At 67.8% G+C, this 13,099-nt stretch carries 10 protein-coding genes; 6 read left to right on the forward strand and 4 right to left on the reverse strand.

The genetic code is table 11. The annotated features are described in order from the left end of the window. Positions 1-1,161: acetyl-CoA C-acyltransferase (locus P8014_RS10450; RefSeq protein WP_337817265.1), on the forward strand; the 1,161-nt coding region annotated here is incomplete at its 5' end. 21 nt (positions 1,162-1,182) lie between these two features. On the opposite strand, the gene P8014_RS10455 is transcribed toward P8014_RS10450, so the two are convergent. Then, the gene (locus P8014_RS10455; protein WP_337817266.1) at positions 1,183-1,965 is read right to left on the reverse strand and encodes a 3-hydroxybutyrate dehydrogenase; all 783 of its coding nucleotides are present in this window, start codon (positions 1,963-1,965) and stop codon (positions 1,183-1,185) included. A 116-nt stretch (positions 1,966-2,081) separates the two neighbouring features. Between P8014_RS10455 and P8014_RS10460 the strand changes: the two genes are divergently transcribed. From P8014_RS10460 to P8014_RS10480, 5 genes are all read left to right on the forward strand, one after another. Beyond that, complete coding sequence (locus P8014_RS10460) at positions 2,082-3,242, forward strand: metallophosphoesterase (RefSeq protein ID WP_337817267.1); 1,161 nt, start codon at positions 2,082-2,084, stop codon at positions 3,240-3,242. Between the two features lie 267 nt (positions 3,243-3,509). Further along, positions 3,510-4,112 (forward strand): transcriptional repressor LexA, encoded by a 603-nt coding sequence (gene lexA, locus P8014_RS10465; RefSeq protein ID WP_337817268.1) that lies wholly within the window; start codon positions 3,510-3,512, stop codon positions 4,110-4,112. Continuing rightward, the gene (gene imuA, locus P8014_RS10470; RefSeq protein ID WP_337817269.1) at positions 4,109-4,741 is read left to right on the forward strand and encodes a translesion DNA synthesis-associated protein ImuA; all 633 of its coding nucleotides are present in this window, start codon (positions 4,109-4,111) and stop codon (positions 4,739-4,741) included. The genes lexA and imuA overlap by 4 nt, the downstream gene beginning before the upstream one ends. A gap of 17 nt (positions 4,742-4,758) precedes the next feature. After that, positions 4,759-6,201 carry a DNA polymerase Y family protein gene (locus tag P8014_RS10475; RefSeq protein ID WP_337817270.1) on the forward strand — a complete coding sequence of 481 codons (1,443 nt, stop codon included), beginning with the start codon at positions 4,759-4,761 and terminating at the stop codon, positions 6,199-6,201. Further along, positions 6,185-9,277, forward strand: coding sequence for an error-prone DNA polymerase (locus P8014_RS10480; RefSeq protein ID WP_337817271.1), 3,093 nt, complete (start codon positions 6,185-6,187; stop codon positions 9,275-9,277). The genes P8014_RS10475 and P8014_RS10480 overlap by 17 nt, the downstream gene beginning before the upstream one ends. Before the next feature lie 91 nt (positions 9,278-9,368). Here P8014_RS10480 and P8014_RS10485 read toward each other — a convergent pair whose 3' ends face one another. From P8014_RS10485 to P8014_RS10495, 3 genes are all read right to left on the reverse strand, one after another. Beyond that, entirely contained in the window at positions 9,369-10,316 is a 948-nt protein-coding gene (locus tag P8014_RS10485) for an alpha/beta hydrolase (RefSeq protein WP_337817272.1), read from the reverse strand. A 62-nt stretch (positions 10,317-10,378) separates the two neighbouring features. Continuing rightward, positions 10,379-11,476 carry an NAD(P)-dependent alcohol dehydrogenase gene (locus P8014_RS10490; protein ID WP_337817273.1) on the reverse strand — a complete coding sequence of 366 codons (1,098 nt, stop codon included), beginning with the start codon at positions 11,474-11,476 and terminating at the stop codon, positions 10,379-10,381. 74 nt (positions 11,477-11,550) lie between these two features. Then, on the reverse strand, positions 11,551-13,026 hold the full coding sequence (locus P8014_RS10495) for a benzaldehyde dehydrogenase (RefSeq protein ID WP_337817274.1): 1,476 nt from the start codon (positions 13,024-13,026) through the stop codon (positions 11,551-11,553). Positions 13,027-13,099 lie beyond the last annotated feature (73 nt).

Consider the following 13,099-nt stretch of genomic DNA (forward strand, 5'->3'; position numbering starts at 1 on the left):
GCCGCCGCACGGCGCACCCCCATCGGCTCCTTTCTCGGCAGTCTCAACGGCGTGCCGACGCCCGTGCTCGGCGCCACCGCCATCCGCGCCGCGCTCGAGCAGACCGGCATCGCCGGTGAGGAAGTCTCCGAAGTGCTCATGGGCTGCGTACTGCCGGCCAACCTCGGCCAGGCGCCTGCCCGCCAGGCCGCGCTCGGCGCCGGTCTGCCCGAGTCGACGAGCTGCTCAACGGTGAACAAGGTCTGCGGTTCAGGCATGAAGACGGTGATGCTCGGCCACGACCTGATCAAGGCCGGCAGCGCCGACATCGTCGTCGCCGGCGGTATGGAATCAATGAGCAACGCACCGCACATGATCCCGAATTCGCGCGGCGGCAACCGCTTCGGCAACTTCGCCGTCGTCGACCACATGGCCTGGGATGGACTCACCAACCCCTACGACGGCCAAGCCATGGGCGTGTTCGGCGAGGCCACCGCGGACCGTTACGGCTTCACCCGCGAGCAGCAGGACGCCTTCGCCAGCGATTCGGTGCGCCGCGCGCTGGCCGCACAGGCCGGCGGCCGCTTCGCCGCCGAAATCGCATCGGTACTCGTGGCTTCGCGCAAGGGCGAAACCCTGGTCGAACAGGACGAGGAACCCGGACGCTGCAACCTGGACAAGATCCCCAGCCTGCGCCCGGCCTTTCGCAAGGACGGTGGCACCATCACCGCCGCCACCTCTTCGAGCATTTCCGACGGCGCGGCCGCGCTGGTGCTGATGACTGCCGAGGAAGCCACCCGCCGCGGACTCACGCCGCTGGCGCGCATCGTCGGCCACGCCTCGCACGCGCAGGAACCCGAATGGTTCACCACCGCCCCGGTCGGCGCCATCGGCAAACTCCTGCAGCGCACCGGCTGGCGCACCGACGAGGTCGACCTGTTCGAGATCAACGAGGCCTTCGCGGTGGTCACCATGGCGGCCATGCACGACCACGGTATCGCGCGCGACAAGGTCAACGTCAACGGCGGCGCCTGCGCGCTGGGCCACCCGATCGGCGCCAGCGGCGCGCGCATCCTGGTCACTCTGCTGCACGCGATGGCCGCGCGCGAGGCCCGGCGCGGCATCGCCACGCTGTGCATCGGCGGCGGCGAGGCCACCGCCGTGGCCGTCGAACGAATCTAGCCTGCTGGAGTCCGAACTGCGCTACTGCATGTACCAGCCGTGGCTCACCACCACGGACTGGCCGGTCAGCGCGGCGGACGGAAAGGCGCTGAGGAACAGCACGGTCTGCGCCACGTCCTCGATGGTGGTGAAGATCCCGTCGACGGTGTTGCCCAGCATCACGCGCCGCACCACCTCCTCCTCGGTGATACCCAGCTCGCGGGCCTGCTCTGGGATCTGCTTCTCGACCAGCGGCGTGCGCACGAACCCGGGGCACACCACGTGTGAGCGCACGTTGTGCGCCGCGCCCTCCTTGGCCAGCACCCGCGCCAGTCCCAGCAGGCCGTGCTTGGCCGTGACATAGGCTGACTTGAGTGGCGAGGCCTCGTGCGAATGCACCGAACCCATGTAAATGACGGTGCCGCCGCGATTGTCGCGGTACATATACGGCAGCGCTGCCTTAGTGGTCAGGAAAGCGCCATCCAGATGGATCGCCAGCATGCGCTTCCAGTCGTCGAAGGCGTACTCCTCGATCGGGTTGACGACCTGGATGCCGGCGTTCGACACCAGGATATCGATGTCGCCGAAGGCCTCGGCCACCTGTGCGGTGCCGGCATTGACCGCTTCCTCGCTGGTCACGTCCATGGCCACGCCCATGGCCCGCCCGCCCGCGGCCTCGATCGCCTGCGCGGTCGCGCGCGCCGCCTCGGCATTGATGTCGGCCACGGCCACCGCCGCGCCCTCGCGCGCCAGCAGCTCGGCGATGCCGCGGCCGATGCCGCTGGCCGCACCCGTCACGATCGCCGTCTTCCCTGCAAGCTTCATTCTCGTCTCCTTACGTCTGTCATCTGCATGCGGTCGGAACACAATTAGGACCTTGGCCTTGCGTTGCCGCGCGAAGACCACCATATAGCTGCAATCGACCGCCACCGCCAGCTCCTATGCCTGCACGTTCCCGCAAACCGCCCTACCGCTTCCTGCTCGTCGTCAGCCTCATCCTCGCCCTGCTACACCTCTACGTCGGCCTGCGCCTGCTGCCGGATATGCCCGTCGCCGCATGGGGCAAGGGACTCGGCGTCGCGTGGCTGGCGCTGTCCTGGGTACTGCTGCCCACGACCATCCTGTCCCGCTTCGTGAAACGGCAGAGTCTCGCCGACGCGCTGGGCTGGGCCGGTTCGCTGATGATGGGCGTGTTCTCGACGCTGCTCGTGCTCACGGTGCTGCGCGACGTTTTTCTAGGCCTCGGCGCACTGGTGCTGCCCGGCGCCGTCGAAAGCCGCAGCGCGGTGTGGTCGGCCGCCGCGGTACCGCTGCTCACGGTTCTCATCAGCCTACTTGGCTTCTTCAACGCCCGTCGCCGCGCCCGCGTCGTCGATGTCGACATTCCGCTGCCCGGCCTGCCGGCCGCCCTGCAGGGCTTCACCATCGCCCAGATCAGCGACATCCACGTCGGCCCTACCATCAAGCACGACTATCTCGACGCCATCGTCGACGCGGTCAACGATCTGCAGGCCGACCTCGTGGCCGTCACCGGCGACGTGGTCGACGGCAGCGTGGAACATCTCGCCCCGCACACCGCGCCGCTGGCGCGCCTGAGCGCGCGCCACGGCACCTACTTCGTCACCGGCAACCACGAGTACTATTCCGGCGAAGCCGCCTGGAGCGAGGAATTCCAGCGCCTGGGCCTCAACGTGCTCAAGAACCGCCACGTCGTGCTCGAACACGACGGCGCCTCGCTGGTGCTGGCCGGCGTCACCGACTACAGCGCGCATCAGTTCGTCCCGGAGGAGCGCAGCGACCCGGCCGCGGCACTGGCCGGCGCGCCGACCGATGCCGGCACACGCGTACTGCTGGCGCATCAGCCGCGTAGCGCCCCGGCCGCGGCGGCGGCCGGTTTCGACCTGCAGCTGTCCGGCCACACGCACGGCGGGCAGTTCTGGCCCTGGAACCACTTCGTCCGCCTGCAGCAGCCCTACACCGCCGGCCTGCACCGTCTCGGCGACCTGTGGGTCTACACCAGCCGCGGCACCGGCTATTGGGGTCCTCCCAAGCGCTTCGGCGCGCCGTCCGAAATCACCCGGCTGCGGCTGGTCGCCGTCTGAAGCCACCCTGTGGGATCACTTGCCGGTAGGCAGACCTGAGAACGCTCCCACTGCAGGCGCCATGCTTGCAGCCCTTGCCGACATCCCGGTATGGAGTACGACCGCGAACTGCGGAAACGCCAGTTCAGCACGCTTTATTGACGGCCCGTAGCACGATATCGGCGCACCGTTCCGGAAGCGCCGAGTCCGCTGCAACCTCAACCACTGTCTTTAACACCAGCACTGTTATTATAATCAGTTAAAAGACACCCCGCCCGGTATGCGCCCATGCTCACCAGCCGCCAACGACAGGTACTCGATTACATCCGCCGACACACCGCGACCACGGGAATGCCGCCCACGCGGACGGAGATTGCCAAGGCCCTCGGCTTTCGTTCCGCCAACGCGGCCAGGGACCACCTCCAGGCCCTGGCCCGCAAGGGCGCCATCAGCCTGACGCCCAACACCTCCCGGGGAATTCGCATTCTCGAACAGGACGATGCCGGCCTGCCCGTAGTCGGCCGCGTCGCCGCCGGCGAGCCGATTCTGGCACAGGAGCACATCGACTCTTACTGCCCCATCGACCCGGCGCTGTTTTCCCCGAATGCCGACTACCTGCTGCAGGTAAAGGGCATGAGCATGCGCGACGCCGGCATTCTGGACGGGGACCTGCTGGCGGTGCACCGCTCGGCCACCGCGGAAAACGGCCAGATCGTGGTCGCACGGCTCGGCGACGAGGTGACCGTCAAACGCTTCGAACGCAAGGGCGACACCGTGCGCCTGCTGCCCGAGAATCCGGACTTCGAACCCATCGTCATCGACCTGCGGCACCAACCTCTGGCCATCGAGGGCATCGGCGTCGGCATCCTGCGCAGGGGCTTGTCCTCATGAGCGCAGCAATCGAATCCCTGCTGCAGCATGCGCAAATCTGGCGCGGCCCGTCCCCAACCCGCGAAACCGGCAACGCCATCGCCAGCGGTTTTCCCGAACTCGACGCACGCCTTCCCGGCGGCGGCTGGCCGCGCGGCGCCCTGACCGAACTCTGCCTGTCGCATCCGGCAATCGGCGAACTCGGACTGCTCATGCCCGCCCTCGCCCATCTCAGTCACGAGAACCGCTGGATCGCCCTGGTCGGCACACTTCACATCCCCTATGCACCGGCCTGGCACGGCAACGGCCTGGACATCGCCCGTCTGCTCTGGATCGAAGTCCGCTCCCTGACCGACCAGCTCTGGGCGATCGAACAGAGCCTGCGTGCCGGCTCGTGCAGCGCCGTGCTCGCCTGGCTTAGCGCCGAGCCGGATTTCAAGCAGTTGCGCCGCCTGCAGCTCGCCGCCGAGCACGGCAACAGCTGGGGCGTGTTGTTTCGCAGCCCGGCCGCAGCGGCGCAGGCAAGCCCCGCCGCGCTCAGAATCCAGCTCGAGCCCGCCGCGCAGGGACTGCGCCTCGAACTGCTCAAGCGCCGCGGCGCCTGGGGCGGCGACTCGGTTCAACTGCCGCGTTCCGCCGCGTTTCAGTAACAGCCGTACCGCCCGTCATGCTCTGGCTGTGCCTGCATGTTCCGCAGTTGTCCCTGGAGGTCTTTTCACGCAGCCGGCCGGGCGATCTCTCGGCCCCCTTGGCCGTGGGCGCCGGCAACGGCGCCCGGCAAGCCGTGTACGCATGCAACACATCCGCTATGGCAGCCGGCATACACCCGGGTATGAAAACGGCATCGGCGCTGGCTTTGGCAGGCAATCTCCAGGTTTGCGAACGCGATGAAGACGCCGAACGACGAGCCCTCGAAGCGCTCGCCGCCTGGGCCATGCAATTCACCTCCCAAGTGAGCCTGCAGCCTCCGGACGCCCTGCTGCTCGAGATCGGCGGCAGCCTGCGGCTGTTCGGCGGGATGGAAGCGCTGTTGCGGCGCGTCCGCCGGTGCGCCTTCGCACTCGGCTACCATGCCGCTTGCGGCGTCGCACCGACGCCCCTGGGAGCCTGCATCCTCGCGCGCTCCGCAAACCCCGCCCCGATCACCCGCATGTCCGAACTCGGCAATGCGCTCAGAGGCCTGCCGCTAGATCTTCTGGCGCTGGATGACGACACACTGGAAAGTCTGCGCGGCCTCGGCTTGCGCACCCTGGGCGAACTCATCGACCTGCCGCGCAGCGGATTCGCCCGCCGCTTCGGCCCCGCATTGCTCGACCGGCTCGACCGCATACTCGGCCGCCGCGCCGATCCGCAGTCTCCGTTCCGTCCGCCCGAACGCTTCGAGCACCGACTGCCGCTGCCTGCCGAAACCGCCGACCGGGAAGCGCTGCTCTTCCCCGCCAAACGCCTGCTGCTCGAACTCGGCGGCTACCTGCTCGGCAGGCAGGCCGGCACCCGACAGCTGCATTGGAGCTTCGATCACCACCGGCACCCGGCGACGCGCTTCACGCTCGGTCTGGCCACCCTCAGCCGCGATCCCCGACACATACACCTGTTGCTGCGCGAGCACCTCACGCGCATCTCGCTCGAACACCCGGTCGTGGAAATCGGTCTTGAAGTGACCGGGGTCGCCGCTCTGACGCCCCGTAATCTGCCGCTTTACGATGAGCCCGACGCCACGCGGGCAGACGGCCTGGCGCTGGTGGAACTGTTGCGCGCCCGGCTGGGCGAAGACGCCGTACGGGGCGTGCTGTGCCGCTCCGACCACCGCCCCGAACGCGCCTGGGCATGCGCCCGCCCCGGCATGACCGGCGCGCTCCCGCCGCATGCGCCCCGTCCGCTGTGGTTGCTCGACGAACCCAAGACCCTGGAGTTGCGCTCGGGACGGCCATGGCTGCATTCGCCGCTCAGGCTGGAATCCGGCCCCGAACGCATCGAAAGCGGCTGGTGGGACGGCGGTGACGTGGCGCGCGATTACTACATCGCCCACGATGCCGAACAGGCTCGGTACTGGGTGTTTCGCGAACGCCGCGGCGCGTGCGGCTGGTTCCTCCATGGCCTCTTCGCCTGACGCCGCCCCCGCCTACGCGGAGCTGCATTGCCTGAGCAATTTCAGCTTCCTGCGCGGCGCCTCGCATCCCGAGGAGCTGGTGCGGCGGGCCGCCGATCTGGGCTACCACGCCCTGGCGATCACCGACGAATGCTCGCTGGCCGGCGTGGTGCGTGCGCATGTCGCCGCCAGAGAACGCGGCCTGCAGCTCATCATCGGCAGCGAGTTCAGACTCACCGAGGGGCCGAGGCTGGTTCTGCTGGCCACCGACCGTAACGGCTACGGACGGCTCTCGCAACTGATCAGCAGGGCGCGACGGGCCGCGGAGAAGGGCAGTTACCGCCTCGAATGCGCAGATTTGAGCGCCGGCATAGAGGGCTGCCTGGCCCTGCTGCTGCCCCGGAAGGGTGACGACCGGCAGCGGCTCGGCCGGCTGGCTCGCCGGTTCGCCTCGCGCTGCTGGATCGCCGTCGAACGCCTGCACGGACCGCACGACCACGGACATGCGCAATACTGCCGGACGCTCGCCGCCGAACTCTCCGTCCCGCTGGTGGCGACCGGCGACGTGCACATGCATGCCCGCGGACGCCGCGCCCTGCACGACACGCTCACCGCGATCCGCCTGGGCTGCACCGTCGCAGAGGCCGGCCTCGCCTTGCAGGCGAACGGCGAGCGCCATCTGCGCCCGCGCGAGCGGCTGGCCCGGCTCTACCCTTCCGCCTGGCTGGAGCAGACCCTGCGCATCGCCGAACGCTGCCGGTTCTCGCTCGAGGAGCTGCGCTATCAGTATCCGCAGGAGCTTGTGCCCGACGGCATGACGACCGCCACGCATCTGCGCATGCTTGTCGAAGCCGGCATGCGGTCGCGCTGGCCGGCCGGCGCGCCGGCCAGAGTGCAGGGTCTCGTCGAGCACGAACTCGCGCTGATCGCCGAGCTGCGCTACGAATCCTACTTCCTCACCGTGCATGACATCGTGCGCTTCGCACGCGAGCACGGAATCCTCTGCCAGGGCCGCGGTTCGGCCGCCAATTCCGCCGTGTGCTACTGCCTCGGCATCACCGAGGTCGACCCCTCCCGCATGTCGCTGCTGTTCGAACGCTTCATATCCCGCGAACGCGGCGAGCCGCCGGACATCGACGTCGATTTCGAACACGAGCGGCGCGAGGAAGTCATTCAGTACATCTACGCGAAGTACGGGCGCGAACGCGCCGCGCTGGCGGCCACGGTCATCAGCTATCGCCCCAAAAGCGCCATCCGCGACGTCGGCAAGGCGCTGGGCATGGCGCCGGCACACATCGAAGCGGTGACCCGCTCGCTCGTCTGGGGCGGCAGCGAACCGATACCGCCTCAGCGTCTGCGCGAACTCGGCCTCGACCCGGAGGGCCCAATGGTGCGGCGCTGGCTCGTGCTCGCCACCACCCTCATCGGCTTCCCCCGGCACCTGTCGCAGCACGTCGGCGGCTTCGTCATCTCGCACGAGCCGCTATCGCGGCTGGTGCCGGTCGAGAACGCAGCCATGCCCGAGCGCACCGTCATCCAATGGGACAAGGACGACCTGGACGCCATGGGACTGCTCAAGGTCGACGTGCTGGCGCTGGGCATGCTGAGCGCCATCCGCCGCGCGCTGGAACTCGTCAACCGTCATCGCGGCACCGATCTGTGCCTGGCCGGCATTCCGCCGGAAGACCCCGCCGTCTACCGCATGCTGCAGCGCGCCGACACCATCGGCGTGTTCCAGATCGAATCGCGCGCCCAGATGTCCATGCTGCCGCGGCTCAAGCCTCGCAACTTCTACGATCTGGTCATCGAAATCGCGCTGGTGCGCCCAGGCCCGATCCAGGGGGAGATGGTGCACCCCTATCTGCGCCGACGCCAGGGACTGGAACCGGTCGTCTATCCCAGCAAGGCCGTACGCGGCGTACTCGAACGCACGCTGGGCGTGCCCATCTTCCAGGAGCAGGTCATGCATCTGGCGATGGCGGCCGCGGGCTTTACGGCCGGCGAGGCCGATCAGCTGCGCCGCGCCATGGCAGCCTGGCGCCGCAAGGGCAATCTCGCCGTTTTCCAGCAGCGCCTGCGCGACGGCATGTATGAGCGCGGCTACGACGCCGTCTTCGCCGGGCAGATCTGCCGGCAGATCGAGGGCTTCGCGGAATACGGCTTCCCGGAATCGCACTCCGCCAGCTTCGCCCTGCTCGCCTACGCCTCTGCCTGGCTCAAGCGCCATGAGCCGGCGGCATTCACCACCGCCCTGCTCAACAGTCAGCCGATGGGCTTCTACGCCCCTTCCCAGCTGCTCCAGGACGCGCGCCGCCACGGCGTGGAAATCAGGAAGGTCGACGTACAGACGAGCGCCTGGGATTGCACACTGGAACCCACCGACGCGCGGCAACCTGCCCTGCGTCTGGGTCTTCGCCTGGTCAAAGGACTGTCATCGGATGGCGTCCAAGGGCTGATCGAAGCCCGCGCACAAGCACCGTTTGCTGACATGGACGAGCTGAGCCGGCGCGGCGGACTGTCCCGGCGCGACCTCAAATGCCTGGCTGCGGCCGGCGCGCTGGAGTCACTGGCCGGTCATCGCCATCTGGCACGCTGGCAGGCGCTGGGCCTGCAACGCCAGGGCGACCTGCTACGGGACGTACCTATTGCCGACGACACGCCGCCGCTCGCGCCACCCGGCGAGGGCGAGGATCTGGTCGCCGATTACGGCCATCTGGGCTTCACTCTCGGCCGGCACCCGCTGGCGCTGCTGCGCGGGCGTTTCCCCCGCCGGCGCTTTTGTTCGTCCGCCGAACTCCGGCGCATACCGCACGACCACGCCGCCAGAACCGCCGGCCTGGTCACCGGCCGGCAGCGCCCCGGTACCGCCACCGGGGTTGTCTTTCTGACGCTGGAAGACGAGTTCGGCTCGATCAACGTCGTGGTATGGCGCGAACTCGCCGAGCGCTGTCGGGCCCTGGTGCTGCACGGGCGCCTAATCGGCGTCAGCGGCGTGGTCGAACGCAGCGACGGCGTACATCATCTGATCGCCCGGCAGCTGGAGGATTACGACAGCCAGCTGGGGCGCTTGTCCACAAAGTCGCGCGATTTCCACTAGGGCCTGTCCACACTCTTGATCAGTGCGTTGCCGGTCGCGCCTGGCGGACGTAAGGGGACGCCACCAACACGGCAGTGTCCCCTTATGGTATTCACGCCACTACTGCACCGGTCATCAGCTTGACGGTCGAGGCCACCTGCCCCACCGCGAGACGCGCCGCATTCACCACGCCGCCCATAACCATGAATCCATGAGTCAAGCCGGCGTATTCCACAAGCATGACCTGGTTGCCGGCTTCCGAAAGCCTCCTGGCGTAGGCGACTCCTTCGTCGCGCAGAGGGTCGAAACCACCCACCAGGACCAGGGCCGGCGGCAGCTCGGAAACGTCCTCCGCCAACAGCGGCGCGCCACGCCAGTCGGCCGCGGCGAGGTCGGGGCCGTGATAATGCCGGCTGAAGTAGTTCATGCTCCCGCGCGTGAGGAAATACCCCGACTCATAGCGCGCATAGGACTCGAACATCCCCGGGCGCTCGGAGGTCACCGGATAGAGCAGGATCTGCCCGGCCAGGATAGGCCCCTCCGAGCTGCGGTTGAGCAGCGCCAGCACCGCGGCCAGATTGCCTCCGGCACTATCGCCGGCGACCACCACGCGCCGTGCATCGGCACCCAGTTCTGAGGCATGATCGAACAGCCAGCCCATGGCCGCCTCGGAATCCTCAACCGCCGCCGGAAACGGATGCTCCGGAGCCAGGCGATAATCGACCGACACGACCACGCAATCGCTTTCCCGGCACAGCGTGCTGACCAGTCCGTCGTAATCCTGCGGCGCGCCGACCACAAACCCTCCGCCGTGCAGGAAGAGGACGGCACTACGGGGCGTGGCTGCAGCATCGCGCGGCGTATAGATGCGCAGACCCAACGCGCCTCCGGGCCCATCTATGCTCCGCTCGTCGATCTGCACGTCGGCGGCTGCGAGATCGGACGAACGGACGATCTCGCTATAAACCTGCCGGCAGACCTCAGGCGGCAGTTCGCACAGATCCGGAGCACCTGACGCCTTGGCCATATCCAGCAGCGTCGCTATCTGCTTGTCCAACATGGGCGATTCCTCCCGATTCAGATTTAGTTCGGTTGCACGCGTGAGTCCCGGCTAATGCCGGCCTACATGCGTAGGATCGGCTTGATCGCCATGCCGTTTTCGGAATCGTGGATCGCCTGGTTGATGTCCTCGAAGGGATAGAACCGCACCAGCTTGTCGAACGGGAACTGCCCCGCCTGATACAGCCCGATGAGCGTCGGAATGAACACGTCCGGCACCGATTCGCCTTCGACGATGCCCATCAGCCTTCGCCCGCCGCTCATGAAATGCACCTCGTCCAGCGCGATCTCCGAACCCGGCGCGGAAGCGCCGAGCACGCCGCATACCCCGCGCGGCGCGAGGCTGAGCACGGCGTCGCGGATCACGCTGCCCAGCCCGGTGGTGTCGAGCGCGTAGTTCAAGCCCGTGCCGGTGAGCTGCATGAGCGCCTCGGTCGCGTTCTCGTTCTTCGAATTGATCGTATGCGTCGCGCCGATCTCGCGCGCGAAGTCCAGGCGCTCGTCGTTGATATCGACGGCGACGATGGTCGTGGCGCCGGCCACCCGCGCGGCCATGATCGCGGAAAGCCCCACGGAACCGGTACCGAACACCGCGAAGGAACGACCGGGACGCACCTTCAGCGCGTTCAACACCGCCCCCGCGCCGGTCTGCACGCCGCAGGCCAGCGGCCCGAGCAGATCCAGCGGCGCATCCTGCGGCACGCGCACCACGTTACGCTCGTGACACAGCGCATAGTTCGCAAACGAAGACTGGCCGAAGAAGTTGCTGTTGACGCGCTCGCCGTCCTTGGACAGGGCGCTGCTGCCATCCTCGCGGGCGGCAAAGAAGTTGCGCGGGAAGAATTCGTGGCAGTAAGCCATCTCGTTTTCCGCGCAGCTGGGGCAATGGCCACAGGAATTGTAGGTCATGACCACATGGTCGCCCGGCTGCACCTTGGTGACCGAGCGTCCCACGCGCTCCACCACGCCCGAGCCCTCATGCCCGAGCACCACGGGCAGCGGCGTCGGCAGGTGCTGGTCGCGCACCACGATGTCGGTGTGGCAAACGCCGGTGGCGACCACGCGCACCAGGATTTCGTTTTCGCGCGGCTCCTCCAACTCCAGGGTTTCCAGCGACAGGTCTGCACCCGCAGTGCGGCTGACGGCGGCTTTGATTTCCATGGATAAAGACTCCTCCTGCTCCAGAATTATTGTGTTGAGGGCCCGCATTGAGCAGGCCCTCTATACCGACTGCCTCAGAACGGGTACTGCGGCGCTTCTCCCTTGACCGTCACCCACTGCCACTGGGTGTACTCGTCGACGTCCGCCGGGCCGCCGACGCGCCCGCCGTTGCCCGAGCAACCCATGCCGCCGAAGGGATTGACGCATTCATCGTTCACGGTCTGGTCGTTGATGTGCAGCATGCCGGTCTTGATGCGGTCGCCGATGGCCAGCGCACGCGCCACGTCCGGCGAGATCACCGCCGCGGCCAGGCCGTACTCGGTATCGTTGGCCAGGGCCACCGCCTCGTCGTCGCTGGCGAAGGTACTGATGTTCACCACCGGGCCGAACACCTCCTCCGCGAAGGCGCGCATGCCGGGGCGCACGCCGGAAAGCACCGTCGGCTTGAAGAACAGGCCCTCATGCGTGCCGCCCGCTTCGAGCTTGGCCCCAGCCTGCACCGAGTCGTGCACGATGCCGTAGGCACGCTCGACCTGCTTGGCGTTGATCATCGGCCCCAGCGCCACCTGCCCGGTCTTGGGGTCGCCCACCGGCATGTGCTCGGCCTTCTCCACCAGCTTGGCGATCAGCGCCGGAGCGATCTTCTCGTGCACCAGCACGCGCCCCGACGCCATGCAGATCTGCCCCTGGTGCAGCCAGGCGCCCCAGGCCACGTTGCTCGCGGCGAGGTCGAGATCAGCATCCTCGAGCACGATCAGCGCACTCTTGCCGCCCAGCTCCAGCGACACCTTCTTCAGGTGCTTGCCGCACTGTTCGCCGATGAGCCGGCCCACTGCGGTCGAACCGGTGAACTGGATCATCCGGGTCAACGGGTGCGTGACCAGAGCTTCCCCCGCATCGGCCCCACCCGGCAGCACCTGCAGCGCGCCGGCCGGCAGCCCGGCTTCCTCGAACACACGGGCGATGATGAACCCGCCGCTGACCGGCGTCTGCGGATCCGGCTTGAGCACCACCGCGTTGCCGGCAGCCAGCGCGGGGGCGACTGCGCGCAACGAGAGGATCAGCGGGAAGTTGAACGGCGAGATCACGCCGACCACACCGTGCGGCACACGGCGCGCGAAGCTCAGACGGCCGGGCGTGCTGGGCAGCACGACACCCTGCGACTGCAGGACCGAGCCGGCGGCCAGATGGCACAGCGTCGCCGCCTCGCGGACCTCGTGCTGCGCCTTGGGCAGGATGCCGCCGGTCTCGCGGGCGATGAACAGCGCCAGTTCCTCGGCATGCTGCTCGAACAGCGTGCCGGCGCGGCGCATGATCTCGGCGCGCTCACGCGGCGCCATCGCCGCCCAGACCGGCTGCGCAGCAGCAGCCGCCTCGCAGGCCTGCCCCATGTCCGCGCCATCGGCAATACCGACCCGCGCCAACACCTCGCCGGTGGCAGGCTCGACGACCTCGCGTGCGCCGCCCTTGGTGGACGTCCAGGTTCCAGTGAAAACGCGCTCGTCCCAATGCTGCGGGGACAGAAAAGCCGGGGTCTCGGCTATACCCATGAGGACTCCTCCTATCAATCGTGATGTCGTTATTTATCGCCGCCTAATGCTTGCGGCTGATAATTAAAGGGCA

Source organism: Acidihalobacter sp. (assembly GCF_037381185.1).
In the GTDB taxonomy this organism is placed as follows: Bacteria; Pseudomonadota; Gammaproteobacteria; order DSM-5130; family Acidihalobacteraceae; genus Acidihalobacter_A.